Raw genomic sequence first — 14,774 nt, forward strand, 5'->3', positions numbered from 1 at the left:
GCTGCTCTCCTGACAGCCCCCCACTGTCAGGAACTTTTCCAATGACACCTGCAAAGCCAAACCCTGCGTTGATTTTCCACCGCACCTTGATCGGCGCGGCGATTCCTGCCTGGGTCAGCCATCTGGCGGCCAAGGACTTTCAAACCCTGCTGCAGAGCCAGCAACTGCCGTCGGCGATAGAGCCGCAGCTACAGGCTGCGCTCAAGGCTTCGAGGGCTGCACGCCAGGCGCTGGCAGTGCAGCTTGCCGCGCTCAAGGGTATCAGCCAGTTCTGTGCGCCACTGTTGGCCCGTTCATTACGTGAGGCCCATGGGGTGGAAGTGGATGTGCTCAAGGCGCAACTGCACCAGGTCGGTTTTGAAACCCTTGGCGGGCGTACCTTGCCCAAGGGCGCGACCCACAGCAGCAGCCTGCTTGAGGCGGCGCTGCAGAATTTCAGCGCCAATGAAGACCTGGGCCCTTTCAGCTACCTGGCTGACGCGCAAGGTCAAACCATGAGCCTGAGCTGTGAGCGTTTCGTCGCCCTGTGCCGCGAACTCGACCTGGGTCGGCAGTATCAGCAGCACCTGGCCGAGGTGCTGCAGGGCCCCGTCAGGGCCGCCAGCATGACAGCAGCGACCCGGGCCGACTTCGTCGCGCAAGTGCAGCGGGCGCGAAGCTACGGTGAAATCACCGACGCAGTACAGGCCGCGTTGTTGCTGCTGGCCAATGGCGCTGCGCCCCGGCTCGATGGCAAAGCCGTGGTCTGTCGGCAGATCAGCGTGTTGGGCAGCGTGCTGGACGGAGCGCTGTTGATCGGCCCGGATCCGGCGGCGAGCACTGTCACTGAACGCTGTGTGGCCTGGATCGCCGGCGCGCCGCTGTACCCGATCAAGGAGTATTCCTCGATCAGCGCCTTTGCCCACGACCTGGCTACCAGCCTGCAAGCTGACGATTACCGCCAGGCAATACTCAAATGCGTGCCCCAGGCCGAGCGCCCGGCATTTGTGCGCGCCTTGAATCAGGCGCTGTACGTCGAACGCTTTGAGGGCGAGGAAAAGATCCGCCAACCGATCCGCAATCCGCGCCTGCAGGTCGAGGAACATGCGCTCGACGGCGAGCTGTGGAGCCGCTTGCAGCGCCTGCAGGTGCGCAGGCTCAAGGCCAATGCCCGGGTACTGGCGGTGCCGACCGCCGATGAAGACCGCGCCGCGCGCCTGGCGCGTTTGCAGCATTGGCTGGATATCGGCCTGAATGTGCTCAACGCTGCGGCGTTTGTAGTCCCGGCGCTCAATCCGCTGATGCTGGCGGTGACCGGCGCGCAACTGATGGGCAATGTGTTCCATGGCGTCGAGGCCTGGGAAGCCGGGGAAACCGCCGAAGCCCTGGCGCAGGTCGAGTCGCTGGTGGTCAACCTGGGTTTGATCGCAGGGCTGGGGGTAGCCGGCAGCGCCGCCGAACCGTCGCTGTTTGTCGATGGTCTGGAGCGTGTCGAATTGGCCAATGGCCAAGTGCGTCTGTGGAAGCCCGACCTGAGCGGTTATGCAAGCCCGGTGCAACTACCCGAGCGCCTGGCGCCCAATGCCCTGGGGCAGTACGCGCTGAACGATCAGTTGTACATCCGCCTGGATGGCAAGCTGTACCAGCAACGCTATGATGCCGACCTTCAACAATGGCGAATCAGGCACCCGGACAACAACGACGCCTTCGAGCCGCCACTCAAGCACTACGGTAACGGCACCTGGCAGTTCCAGGGTGAACAGCCGCTGCACTGGGAGCGTGGCCAGTTGCTGCGGCGCATCGGCGTTCTGGCCGAGGGCCTGAACGATGCCAGCCTGGCACAGGCTGCCGAGATCAGCGGGGTCGACGACGACGTGCTGCGCCACATGCATGTCGAGCAGGGGCCGCTTGCACCGCTGCTGGCCGATACCTTGCAGCGCCTGCAACTGGACCGGCGCATTACCCGGATGGTCGCCGATATCCGCAGTGGCGCGGCGCTGGAGGCGGGCATGACCTATCCGCTGGCGTTGCTGGTCGAGTTGCCCAAATGGCCGGCCAACCGGGTATTGCAGGTGTTCAGGGGGCCGGAGCTGTGGGGTGAATCGCAGACCTATGGCCTGGAACGCTGGCCCCAGGGTCACGCCTTCAAGGTACTGGCCGCCGATGTGCGCAGCGGCAAGCTCGCCCAGGTGCTGTTGCAGGCCTTGAGTGAGGCGCAACGCAGCGAGCTGCTGGGTGAGCATTTGCCCGAGCAGGCACGCTTGCCGGCCTTGCGCGAGCAATTGGCCGATCTGGCAGAGCGCAAGCGCAGCGCGGTGTTCGACAGTCTGTACGCCAGTATCGAAAGCGCCCCCGGCCTGGGCGCCAAGACCTTGCAGCGTGACTTCGCCTCGCTGCCTGATTCGCTTGCCGAGGAAATTGTGCGGCACGCCACTGCCCAGGAGCGTGGGCAACTGATTGGCGAGCAAGCGCGCGTACCTGGACGCTTGGCCGAAGAAGCCCGGGCCTATCAGCGCCAGTTGCGCCTCAATCGTGCCCTTGAAGGGTTGGTGTTCCCTGCACGAATGGCCCTGGACAGCGAGCGCCTGGCGCTGCAACTGCTCGCCGATTTGCCCGGCTGGAACAGCGGTATTCGCCTTGAGCTACACCAACAGACGCTGGCTAGCGCGGTGCTGGCCAGCGTCGGTGACACCGAGGCAGAGCTGCGCTCGATACTCAAGTACGAGGGTGGCTATCGCGTTTTCGATGCCCGCGGTAATGAACTGGGGCTGAGCGATGACTTTTTTGCTGCGCTGTTACGCGCACTGCCCGACACCCTGCGCCAGTCGCTTGGGGTAGAGATCTACGAGCCCGCGCAACTGCGCCAGCGTCTGACCCAGCAAGCCCTGGGCAATCGCGCCCGCTGTTCGACCCTGATCGGCCAGCAACCCTCGCGGCCCTGGTTGCAATCGCCGTTGCGCCTGGCCGACGGGCGCCGTGGCTACCCGCTGGGCGGCGCGGTGGGGACCTTGCGTTCCAGCGAATATCGCCGTTTGAGTGCCTTGTACCCCGAGTTGCGCGCCAATGAAATTTCCGAGATCAAGAACCAGCTGAGACTCGCCAATGAAGACCTTGGTGCTGCGATCCAGGGCCTGGAGGATGAATATCGCCAGCTCGGGCAAACCCTCGACAACTGGGTGGCGCAGCGACCCAGCGCTGGCGAGCGGGTGGACCGGGAAATGCTTCGTGACCGGCTAAAAGCCGCCTGGCGCCGTGTGGGTGGCGATCATAAACATGAACTGGACCTGTCCTCCTGGAGGCCTGGCGGATTGCCAGCGATCAATGTGCGCTTTCGCCATGTCACCCGCTTGTTCCTGCATCGGATGGAGCTGAGCGCAGTGCCGGAGCAATTCCTTTCGTCGTTTACCGAACTCAGGGAACTGAACCTGGACCACAACCGCCTGACCGAGATACCCGCTGCGCTTGGCACCCGGACCAAGCTGCGGTTGCTCAGCCTCGAGGGCAACCAGATCGCGGTCAATGCGCGCATGTTCGACCCGCTGCAAAGCTTGCGGGCCTTGCGTGGGCTGGGCCTCACCGGTAACCAGATGGCCACGCTGCCGGTTGAAGCGATCAATGCCCTGGGCAAGCTCGATAGCCTGACCACGCTGGGCTTTCGGGCCAATGGCGCGACCCTCGATGCCGAGCAGTTGCAAGCCCTGGCGGCAATCCCCTTGCAGGAGCTGGACCTTGCCCGCAATAACATCCAGCTGGACGAAGACGGGGCCACAGCCTTTGCCGGCCTTGTGCGGTTGCGCAAGCTCAACCTGGCCGACAACCCCCTGGGCCGGGCGCCGCAGCTGGCCGGCCTGCGGATGCTTGAGCACCTGAGCCTGCGTGGCTGCCAGCTCGAAGACTGGCCTGAAGGATTGCTGGAGCTGATGCAGCCGCCAGAGCATCCGCTGCGCACGGTGGACCTGAGCAGCAACGAGCTGAGCGAGCTTCCCGACCTTGCGGCCACGGCCTTCGGCGGTGCGTTGCGTGCCGATGGCCAGCGCAGCCGCTGGCTGCTGCTCAACCAGAACCCGCTCAGCGAGGCCGCTGCCACCCACTTGCGCGGCCTGGGGATGCCGTTCAGTCGCCGTGCCAGCGGCCTGGCCGCCGGCTGGTTACGTGAGGCGAGCGCCGAACAGCAGCAACTGTGGGACACCTTGTTCCCCGATGAAGACACCCATCGCCCGCTGTTGCTGGTGCTCGACCGGGCGCTGGAGTCCAGCGAGGCCCGGTTCGATTTCAACAACATGTCCGCCAGGGTCTGGGAGCTGCTGCGCGCCGCACAAGGTTCTGACCAGCTGTTCAGTGATTTGCAGGCGGTTGCCGACGCTTACCCACCAACCTGTGGCGACGCCGGGGCCGACGGCTTCAGTGCCCTGGAAGTCGAGTTTCTCGCCTATCGCCAAAGCCAGGAGGCGCTTGACCCGCTGCAGCGCACGGCGGCAGTGGTCGGCTTGTACAAGCAGCTCTACCGCCGCGAGTTGGTCAACTCCCTGGCCCAGCGTATCGGCCTTGCCCGCGATCTGCGCCGCGATGCCATGCGTGCCGGCAGCCGCCCGTTGCCGGCCTTCGACCCGCTGGATAACCTTACCGACCAGGACCTGGAGCATGAGTCCGACCCGGTGGAAATTCGCCTGAAGTTGCGTCAGGAACTGGCCACCCGGCTCGACTTCCCCGAGCCGTCCAGCGGCATGCTCTATGCGCACCGGGCCGGTGTTGACGCGCGTGTGGTCAAGAATGTCGAGCGTGAAGTCCAGCGCCTGAGCAGCCAGGTGGAGGCCAGGCAGCAATGGATGGTGCTGCAACATGGCTGGAAGCGCTACTTGCGCAAACTGCACGGGCAGCGCTTTGCGACCTTCGAACAGCAATGGCGCGATGCCGCCGACTACCTGTTGAGCTGCCTGTACGACTGGCATGAGTTCGACGGGCCGCTGGCGCCCGAGGTGCGCAGTGCGCTGCAGCAGATCCTGCCCGATGCACCCGTGGACGGGCAGGGGCACCTGCAGCGTCTGGCACTGTCGGAAGGGCGCTACTTTACCGCTGAGCAGCAGTTGAAAGAAGTCAGCACTGCGGCCGAGCACGGCCTCATCCTCGAACTGACCCGCAGCAGCGAAAGCTAAGCGGCCTGAACGGCCTTGCCTTGCGTCGCTGCACTATCGGCGCAAGGCAAGCGCACTGGCGTCCTGGGCATGCAACGCGCGAAAGCCTTCGGCTTCTTCCACCAGCCAGTCATGCACCGCCCGCGCCCCCGGGTGCGCCAGGCCACCGGGCGGGTACAGCAACACATAACGCTTGTGGTTGGCGATCGGCAGGCCGAACGGCACGATCAGCGCGCCGCGCTCCAGCTCGTCATTGAGCAGGGTACGCCGGGCAATGGCCACGCCGATGCCGGCAATCGCCGCCTCGATGGTCAGGTGGTTGCGGTTGAAGGTGTGCCCACGGCGCACGTCCAGGCCGCTGGCGCCAATGCCCTCGAGGTAGAACTCCCATTCGGCGTATTCCGAACTGCCGCGCCAGGCGGTGATGTCGTGCAGCAGCGGGTAATGCGCCAGGTCCGCCGGGCCGTGCAGCGGCGGGCGGCCGCGCAGCAGGGAAGGGGCGCAGACCGGGAAGATCTGTTCGTCGAGCAGCGGTGTGGAATGCATGCCCGGGTAGCTGCCGTCGTTGAGGTCGATGGCCAGGTCGAAGTCGCCTTCGTGCAAGGCCTGGCTGCTGTCTTCGGCCACCAGGCGCAGCTGGATGTCCGGGTAGCGTTGCTGCAGGCGCGGCAGGCGCGGGGTCAGCCACTTGGCCAGAAACGACGGGATCGAGCGCAGGCGCAGGGTGCCGCGGATTTCGCCAGCGTCCAGGCGGCGCAACTCGGCATCGATGCTGCCATAGGCTTCGCCGACGGTCTGCGCCAGGCGCTGGCCTTCGGCGGTCAGCTCCACACCGCGGGCGCGGCGCAGGAACAGGCGAAAGCCCAGGCGCTCTTCCAGTTGGCGGATCTGCTGGCTGACTGCGCCGGGGGTGATGTGCAGTTCTTCGGCGCAGCGGGTGAACGACAGGTGCCGCGCCGCACAGGCAAACACATGCAGCCAGACGTACATCTGGCCATTCATTTGTCGCTTCATCGTTTAGCTCTGCTAAAGGCTTGCTTAGAAAGTTTCGTTGGTCAACACGCAAGTGACCGGGCAGTATCGCGCAACTTCGCGACACCCATCAATTTTTTAACAGTGCCGTTGCGTGACATGGATTGTTGCCTCGGTCAGGCATTAGCATGGCTATCAGTGTTTTCGACCTTTTCAAGATTGGCATCGGCCCCTCCAGCTCCCACACCGTAGGCCCTATGCGTGCGGCGGCAACCTTTGCCCAGGCCCTGCGTGAGCAAGGCCTGCTGGAGCAGGTCAGCCGGGTCGAGGTGCGCCTGTACGGCTCGTTGTCGGCCACCGGCGTCGGCCACGCCACCGACCGCGCCTGCCTGCTCGGGCTGATGGGCGAATGGCCGGACCAGATCGACCCGCAAAGCATCGAGCCGCTGATCGCGCAACTGCAGCAAAGCCAGGTACTGATGCTCGACGGCACGCAGGCGATTGCATTCGACTGCGCCAGCGACTTGCTGCTGCTCGATGAAAGCCTGCCGTACCACCCCAACGCCATGACCCTGGAGGCCAGCAGCGCATCGGGCTCGTTGCTGCAGCAAACCTACTATTCGGTCGGCGGCGGTTTTATCGTCGAGGCCGCGCAAGTGGGCACGGCCGGCAACAGCGCCGAGCAGGTGCAACTGCCCTATGACTTCGACAGCGCCGCCCAGTTGCTGGCGCTGTGCAAGCAGCACAAGCTGCGGGTCAGCCAGGTGATGATGGCCAACGAGCTGGCCTGGCGCGAGGAAGCCCAGGTGCGCAGCGGCCTGCTGAAACTCTGGGCGGCGATGCGCGAGTGCGTCGACAACGGCCTGCGCAACGAGGGCATACTGCCGGGCGGGCTCAAGGTCAAGCGCCGCGCCGCCAAGCTGCACCGCAGCCTGCAGGAGCTGGGCAAGCCCAACGTCATCGGCTCGACCCTGAGCGCCATGGAGTGGGTCAACCTGTTCGCCCTGGCGGTCAACGAAGAAAACGCCGCCGGCGGGCGCATGGTCACCGCACCGACCAATGGCGCCGCCGGCATCATCCCGGCGGTGCTGCACTACTACATGAAATTCAACCCCGAGGCCTGCGACAACGACGTCGTCGACTTCCTCCTCAGCGCCGCTGCGGTGGGCATCCTGTGCAAGAAGAACGCCTCGATCTCCGGCGCCGAAGTCGGCTGCCAGGGCGAGGTCGGTTCGGCCTGCGCGATGGCCGCGGCCGGCCTTGCCGACGTGCTGGGGGCAACGCCCATGCAAGTGGAAAACGCCGCCGAAATCGCCCTTGAGCACAACCTCGGGCTGACCTGCGACCCGGTCGGCGGCCTGGTCCAGGTGCCGTGCATCGAGCGCAACGCGATTGCTGCAGTCAAGGCCATCAACGCCGTGCAGATGGCCTTGCGTGGCGATGGCGAGCACTTCATCTCCCTCGACCGGGTGATCCGCACCATGCGCGACACCGGCGCCGACATGCATGCCAACTACAAGGAGACGTCACGCGGCGGCCTGGCGGTCGCCTTCGTCGAGTGTTGATCCCATCGCGGGTCAAGCCCGCTCCTACATGTGGGAGCGGGCTTGACCCGCGATAGCTGCACCGCTGTTCCAAAGTTATTCATAAGCAACAAAAACAACTACAAGGCAATATCGATGACTGATGTAAATAGCACCACGACCGTTCGTGTGGATTCGGCCGCGCCTGCGCAAAGCCGTGCCTGGAGCCGTCACGACACCACCTGGGTCCTGGGCCTGTATGGCACCGCCATCGGCGCCGGTACCCTGTTCCTGCCGATCAACGCCGGGGTAGGGGGCTTCTGGCCGCTGCTGGTCCTGGCGGTACTGGCCTTCCCGATGACGTTCTACGCCCACCGCGGCCTGACCCGCTTCGTGCTTTCGGGCAAGCGCGGCGCCAGCGAAGACATCACCGAAGTGGTCGAAGAGCACTTCGGCGTCGGCGCCGGCAAGCTCATCACCTTGCTGTACTTCTTTGCCATCTTCCCGATCCTGCTGGTGTACAGCGTCGCCCTGACCAACACCCTGGGCAATTTCATGGAGCACCAGCTGCACATGACCCCGCCGCCGCGGGCGCTGCTGGCCTTGCTGCTGATTTGCGGGCTGATGATCGTGGTGCGCAGCGGCCAGGGCATTATCGTCAAGGTCATGAGCCTGCTGGTCTACCCGTTCGTGGCCGCGCTGTTGCTGCTGGCGGTGAGCCTGATCCCCAACTGGAACGGCGCCTTCTTCGCCCAGGCCAGCGCAGGCATGCCCCTGGAGCTGTTCTTCAAAACCTTGTGGCTGGCCATCCCGGTGATGGTGTTCTCCTTCAACCACTCGCCGATCATCTCCGCCTTTGCCGTTGACCAGAAGCACCGCTACGGCGAGCAGGCCGATGCCAGGAGCGGCAAGATCCTCGCCAGCGCCCATGTGATGATGGTGCTGACGGTAATGTTCTTCTGCTTCAGCTGCGTGCTGGCCCTGAGCCCGGCCGACCTGGCCGCCGCCAAGCAGCAGAACATCTCGATCCTGTCGTACCTGGCCAACCACTTCCAGACCCCGGTGATCGCCTTTGTCGCGCCGCTGATCGCGCTGGTGGCAATCACCAAGTCGTTCCTCGGCCACTACATCGGTGCCAGCGAAGGCTTCCAGGGCATGATCGTGAAAAGCCTGCGCAGCCGCGGCAAACAGGTCTCAAGCAAGCGCCTGGAACAGATGACCGCGTTGTTCATGGTCATCACCTGCTGGGCCGTGGCGACCCTCAACCCGAGCATCCTCGGCATGATCGAGAACCTCGGCGGGCCGATCATCGCCTGCTTGCTGTTCCTGATGCCGATGTACGCCATCCACAAGGTGCCGGCGCTGCGCAAATACTCGGGCAAGGCCTCGAACGTGTTTGTGGTGCTGATTGGCCTGATTACCCTGTCGGCGATTCTGTTCTCGTTTTTTGCCTAGATCCGAGCTGTACCAGGGAAGGGCTGGTGCGGGCCGTTGCCGAGAAAGCCTGCGTGGTGTTCCAGGGGCTGGACGGTAATGGCCAGCTGGCCCAAGGGGATCGGATCAAACACCTGTTGCAACTGTTCATAGGGCAGGATGGTTCCTGCGGCTGTCCGGCAGGTGGACCAGAAGCCCACTGTGCCGACAAGCAGCCGCAACTGCTGGAGCCCAGCTTCTCTGACCGCTTGCGTCTGGCTTTCATTGATCCTCATGGCTGCTTCCTGGGTAAAATTCCAGGCATCGGTACGTTGATCCAGGCGCCGGTCAAGCAACGACAGATAGTCCAGGCCAGGGATCCTCAACTCGTTGGCATCTGCATTGATGTATGACGTATTGAGCGCGAAGTAACGCAGGGTGGCTTGGGCCCGGTAGTGGGTTGTTGAGATCAGCACAGCGCCGATTGGCTCGCGTTCATACTCGCTGTTGTCTTCGTCAAGCAAAACCCTCTGTATCGACTGGAATGAGTAGCTCAACGGATAGTTGGCGCCATGAGGGTAAGACACGAGCGATTCGGTCGGCAGCATCAGCAACGGCAGCTCCTGTTGATCGGCCTGTTGTTGCGCTTGGTGGCAATTATGATCAAGCAGATAGAGGTGCTCCCAGTCCTGGGCACTGCAGTTGTCCCCTTCAACGCATGCGCCTGTCCGGGCATTCCACACCCAAACGTCATCGAGCAGCGGGCGCTCGCAGAATGAACAGAAGTTGCCGAAAGCGCTCAACAACAGTCGTGCTGCGGGAGCCTGGCGTAGCCGATTCGGCAGCAATGGGCGTACTAAGGGTCTCATGGCGCCTCACTCAGCAGGGGAGCTGGCTGATGTTGGTGCTGGGGTAATACAACTTGCTGGCGGAGTCATTGACGAAAGCTTTTGCATAGTGGGTGCCGTGCGAGTTGTCGAACGCCTGCATGACCGTCAGCCAGACTGAATAGAATCCGGAACTTGCTGCGCGTCGCAGAGTGATCGGCCACAGCCAGTTGTGTTTGGGGTCGGGGTCGACGCGGCTGAGCAATCGGCACTCCTCCAAGGCATCGAACCAGGCCCTGGTGCGATTCATCAGCCGTCGATCGAAGACGCTGGAAGAGTCGGCATTCAAGCCCAGCAAGTCGATCATCTCTGTCGCCCGGCCGTTGGCGTCACTGACAACCACGGCAACCTCCACGTCGCCGAAGGGGCCGCCGCCGATACTGGCATCGAGGTTGGCCAGGACCTTGTGCTGTATCACGTCATAAGCAGTGAGCCTGATTCCCGCACTGACCGATTCTGCTGCATTCAACACAGTCCATGTCTGCACTTTAGGGTCCAGGTACTGCAGTTGGTTGGGCAATGCCTGCCAGCAGCCAGCGTTCAGGTCCGGCCAGATGTAGTGTTGCTGGCGGATACTGTTATGCAATTGTTGTTCGGTCGGGGAAAAAGCCTGTGCCCAGCTTGTTGCGGTTTTTCGATCCGGGTCATCGGCTTTGCACGTGTTGCATGGGCTGCAGGCCAGAAGGAAATTCCTCCACTCCACGGCGTAGTAAGGGAAATGGCTCTTGGGTAGGGCGTGTTCGACTTCGATCAGGCCAGGCAAGGCAGTACCGCAATAAGAGCAGAAGGCGCCCAGTTCGTCAGTCAGAGGCAATGCAGCCGTTTTGTAGATTTTACTGATCCGTTGCATCAGCCCACTTGCCAGCACGGTTTGCTCGGCAGGCGTAATGCGCCGGATACGCAGGCCTGTAACGTGGTCCAACAGTACTTGCAAGGCCAGAGTCAGGGGTATCTGGTAGGTTGGCGTCGCAGACGTGACGCCGGCGATTTTCTGAAAAAGGGCCGCCACGGTGCCGCCTAACAAGAGCTTCTGCGGCGGCGAGTATTTCGCATGGCGTGGCTGCTTGGTGACCGGACGCATGACTCAGCCCTCATGGGCAACGGTGACACCCAGTCAGTGTAGCGCTACTTGAGCAACACCCGGCGCTTGGTCAGTTCGCCGTCCTCGCCACTGGGCCAATGCAGTTCCACCAGCACTTCAGTCTGCTGGCCGTCCAGCGACGGGCGCACGCTGAGCATGGCGAAGTTCTTCGAACCGGCCATGGCGTACCAACGCTCGCAGACCATGTTGGCAATGCCCGGCATCTCGCCGCCGCCGCTGATGGCCAGCTTGAGCATGCCTGGCGCTGGTACGCGCGAGATGGCACTGGAGGTGACCTGGAACACCTTGGCCGCCGGGTATTGCTTGTGCAACAGGCGAAACACCGCCGCGCAGTGCACGTCGCCACTGAGAAACACCACCGGCCTGGCGCTCTTGCCCAGCGCCGCGTAGACCTGATCGAGCAGCACCTTGCGTTCGGCCTGGTTGCTCTTGTGGTCCCACTCATCCATGCAGTCATCCTTCAGCGAGCCGAAATCGGCGCCGTTGGTGACCACGTTCTTCCAGTGCATGACCGGCACCGGCGAGACGATGAACACCGCCTTGGCGCTTTGCACCACGGCACTGTTCAACCAGTCCTTGAAGCGCTTCATCTGTGCGCTGCCAAGAATCTTGTGCGGGTCCTTGGCCTCGACATCGTGGTGGCCGCGCATGTCCAGCACGTAAAAGGCCGAGCCGCCTTGCTCGAAGGCGTAGTCCCAATGACAGTCGTCGGGCTTGTCGAGGTTGATCGAGGTAACCGGGTTGTGGCTGTGCTCATATTCGTAGTAGGCACGGCAGGCGGCACGCCACATCAGGTCGACGAGCATTTGATTGGTGGCGCCGTTGCTGGAGCTTTCGAACAACAGCGAGATACGCTTTTGCCGCTCCTTGTTGGTCAGCGAGCCCCAGCCGTCCATGATTTCGTGATCGTCCCAGATCATGTACTGGGGGAACTGCTCGTACACCTCGCGAAGGGTCGGGATGTTCCAGTACACCCGGTAGTACCAGCGGTAGATGTTCAGCAGGTACTTCTCGATGCCGGCCTTGTCGTAGCTGCTGCCTTGCTTGAACTGGGCCAGCAGCGCCTGCTTGTTGTCCTTGAGCCATTCCCAGATATCCAGGAAGCCGTTTTTCTTGTTGGTGTCGACGTACATCTGATCGCCACCGCCGATGACGAATTGCGCGCGCTGGTCGACCAGTTGCTGGTGCAGCAGCGGCCAGGCGCCGGCACTGCCGTCGGCGCTGATCGGGTCGTGGCAGCTGTAGAAGCCGAAGGTCAGGGTCTGCGGGTTGGCCGCCGGGGTAATCAGGCTTTTCGGGCTGTCGCCACCGATTTCGGTACGCCGGCGAATGATGTCGCGGTCGCTGATGTTGCTGATCAGGGCGTAGTAGTAGGTGCTTTGCGCCTTCAGGCCAGTCACCGCAAAGACACCGGTGAGGTCGCTGTCGAAGCTGAAGGTTTGCGCCTGGGTGAACACCGGCTTGATCTTGTACTTTTTCAGGAAATCGGCCACCGGCAGCTCATCGAGGCGCTGCAGGTCGCCGCTCAGCGGCGCAGTAGTGACCACCAGCACCCACTCGCCGGGCAGGTACACGCGAAACCACAAGCGCACGCTGGTGGGGGTGATCGCGCCGATGATCGCGGTGCTGGCGAGCTTGGCGTACTTGCTTTCGTTGGAGGTGGGGTCCAGGAGCTGGGACATGGTCGATTTCCCTATCAGTTCGCACGCCGAAAAGCCCTGCAGCGCACACCGGGATCAACGCAGTGAACCCGGTGCGCTCCAGTGTCAGTAGCTAGCGCGACTCGCTCTTGAGCTTGGCGAAGCTTTTGCGCAGGTCACTGGCCCAACCGTCCAGCACCGGCTTGACGTTCTCCAGGGCCAGCTTGGAGGTGTCGTTTTCCAGGGCCTCGCCGGTGCCTTTGCGCACCACCTGGGCAATCACCTTGTTATTGCCGCCGTCGAGGAAGGCCGCCTCGGTGGCGATGTCGACTTCCTGGTCGCGGCCGCCGGCGGCGGTATTGACCGCAGCCGCCACCAGGGCGATGGGGATCACTTCGTAGGGCTTGAGGCCTTCGGTCTTGGTCGATACCGCGGTGATCGCCGGGCGCACCACCAGCACGCCGGGGCCCGGGCCCTGGGCCAAAGGCAATTCGGCGCCCAGTTCACGCTTGAGCGCGGTGTTGTAGTACTGGGTGATCTGGCTGAGGATTTGCGGCGAAATCGCCGCGGTAGGCTGGGGCTTGGGGTAGAACTGGCTGGGCTCGATAAACACCTGGGTAAAGCGCGCGGCCTTCACTTGTGGGTCGATCCAGCGCATCACCGGCTTGCCGGAGCTGCTTTCGGCGGGCTTGAGGCGGCTATAGTCCTTGAGAAACCCGGAGTACTGGCTGGGGTCGACCTGGCTGCTGGAGCAACCGGCAAGGACGATAAGGGCAGAGCAGAGCAGGGTGGAGCGCAAGGTGGGTTTCATCGACGTTCGTATCCTTGGCAATGACCGCACGGGACGGGGAATTGATCGCCTGAACAACGCTAGCAGCTCTTGGCCTGGCCGCCAGTTCATTGACCCCGGTCAAGCGTACCCTGGCCTGTCGGGCGCAGGGTGGACAATCACTACCGCCCCGTCGAGGACACCGCCATGGCCAAGATGAAAGCTGCGATTTTCGTTGAAAGGAACCGCATCGTGCTGGACGAAAAGCCGATCCCCGAAGTGGGCCCGCTGGATGCGCTGATCCGCATCACCACCACAACCTTGTGCGGCACCGACGTGCACATCCTGCGCGGTGAGTACCCGGTGGCCAAGGGCTTGACCATCGGCCACGAGCCGGTGGGGGTGATCGAAAAGCTCGGCTCCCAGGTGCAGGGTTTTGTCGAAGGCCAGCGGGTGATCGCCGGCGCCATCACCCCAAGCGGCCATAGCTTTGCCTGCCTGTGCGGCTGCGGCGCCCAGGACGGCCCGGATACCCGCCACGGCTTTCGTGCGGCGGGCGGCTGGAAATTCGGCAACAGCATCGACGGCAGCCAGGCCGAGTACCTGCTGGTGCCCGATGCCACCGCCAACCTCTGCGCCATTCCCGATCACCTGAGCGACGAGCAGGTGCTGATGTGCCCGGACATCATGTCTACCGGGTTTTCTGGCGCCGAGCGTGGCGAGGTGCAGATAGGCGACACGGTCGTGGTCTTTGCCCTCGGCCCGATTGGCCTGTGTGCCGTCGCCGGCGCGCGGCTCAAGGGCGCGACCACGATCATTGGCGTCGATACCGTCGCGGCGCGGATTGGAGTGGCGCACAAGCTCGGTGCAACCCATGTAGTGGATTTCAACCAGGGCGATGTGGTCCAGCAGATCATGCAGCTCACCGATGGCCGTGGGGTTGACGTCGCCATCGAGGCGCTGGGCACGCAATCGACCTTCGAATCAGCGTTGCGGGTGCTGCGCCCCGGTGGCACCTTGTCGAGTCTTGGGGTGTACTCCAGCGACTTGCGCTTGCCGCTGGACGCCTTTGCCGCAGGGCTTGGCGACTACCGCATCGTCAGCACCCTGTGCCCCGGCGGCAAGGAGCGCATGCGCCGGCTGATGGAAGTGGTAGGCAGCGGCCAGGTGGACCTCAAGCCGCTGGTGACCCATCACTTCAAGCTCGATGACATTGAGGCGGCGTATGAGTTGTTTGCCCATCAGCGGGACGGGGTGATGAAGGTGGCGATTACCCCGTGAGTGTGTCGAGCGCAAAGCGCTCGCAATGATTTTGACTATGCAATACTGGTCAATCCTTACCCACCTCTGGACCCCG

At 63.3% G+C, this 14,774-nt stretch carries 9 protein-coding genes; 4 read left to right on the forward strand and 5 right to left on the reverse strand.

From position 1 onward, the window contains the following. The first annotated feature begins 41 nt into the window (after positions 1–41). Positions 42–5,132 (forward strand): dermonecrotic toxin domain-containing protein, encoded by a 5,091-nt coding sequence (locus LOY37_RS12425; protein ID WP_258717039.1) that lies wholly within the window; start codon positions 42–44, stop codon positions 5,130–5,132. Between the two features lie 33 nt (positions 5,133–5,165). On the opposite strand, the gene LOY37_RS12430 is transcribed toward LOY37_RS12425, so the two are convergent. Further along, on the reverse strand, positions 5,166–6,125 hold the full coding sequence (locus LOY37_RS12430; RefSeq protein WP_258717040.1) for a LysR substrate-binding domain-containing protein: 960 nt from the start codon (positions 6,123–6,125) through the stop codon (positions 5,166–5,168). Positions 6,126–6,271: 146 nt separating this feature from the next. Between LOY37_RS12430 and LOY37_RS12435 the strand changes: the two genes are divergently transcribed. Both LOY37_RS12435 and LOY37_RS12440 read left to right on the forward strand, forming a co-directional pair. Beyond that, complete coding sequence (locus LOY37_RS12435) at positions 6,272–7,648, forward strand: L-serine ammonia-lyase (RefSeq protein ID WP_258717041.1); 1,377 nt, start codon at positions 6,272–6,274, stop codon at positions 7,646–7,648. A gap of 114 nt (positions 7,649–7,762) precedes the next feature. Further along, the gene (locus LOY37_RS12440) at positions 7,763–9,061 is read left to right on the forward strand and encodes a serine/threonine transporter (protein WP_258610560.1); all 1,299 of its coding nucleotides are present in this window, start codon (positions 7,763–7,765) and stop codon (positions 9,059–9,061) included. Here the strand turns inward: LOY37_RS12440 and LOY37_RS12445 are convergent. The 4 genes from LOY37_RS12445 to LOY37_RS12460 all read right to left on the reverse strand — a co-directional run bounded on the left by LOY37_RS12445 (position 9,058) and on the right by LOY37_RS12460 (position 13,459). Further along, on the reverse strand, positions 9,058–9,822 hold the full coding sequence (locus LOY37_RS12445) for a hypothetical protein (protein WP_258610561.1): 765 nt from the start codon (positions 9,820–9,822) through the stop codon (positions 9,058–9,060). The two genes, LOY37_RS12440 and LOY37_RS12445, sit on opposite strands and share 4 nt — an antisense overlap. Positions 9,823–9,898: 76 nt before the next feature. Beyond that, a complete protein-coding gene (locus LOY37_RS12450; protein WP_258717042.1) occupies positions 9,899–10,987 on the reverse strand; it encodes an HNH endonuclease in 1,089 nt (362 codons plus the stop codon). Positions 10,988–11,031: 44 nt separating this feature from the next. Further along, positions 11,032–12,690 carry an alkaline phosphatase D family protein gene (locus LOY37_RS12455; protein WP_258717043.1) on the reverse strand — a complete coding sequence of 553 codons (1,659 nt, stop codon included), beginning with the start codon at positions 12,688–12,690 and terminating at the stop codon, positions 11,032–11,034. A 91-nt stretch (positions 12,691–12,781) separates the two neighbouring features. Next, positions 12,782–13,459, reverse strand: a complete 678-nt coding sequence (locus LOY37_RS12460) for a DUF3313 domain-containing protein (RefSeq protein WP_093383260.1) — start codon at positions 13,457–13,459, stop codon at positions 12,782–12,784. A gap of 165 nt (positions 13,460–13,624) precedes the next feature. Here LOY37_RS12460 and LOY37_RS12465 point away from each other — a divergent pair, with 165 nt between their 5' ends. Then, a complete protein-coding gene (locus LOY37_RS12465; RefSeq protein ID WP_258717044.1) occupies positions 13,625–14,698 on the forward strand; it encodes an NAD(P)-dependent alcohol dehydrogenase in 1,074 nt (357 codons plus the stop codon). The last annotated feature ends 76 nt before the right edge of the window (positions 14,699–14,774 follow it).

Origin of the sequence: Pseudomonas sp. B21-012 (assembly GCF_024749305.1) — a bacterium.
Lineage (GTDB): Bacteria > Pseudomonadota > Gammaproteobacteria > Pseudomonadales > Pseudomonadaceae > Aquipseudomonas.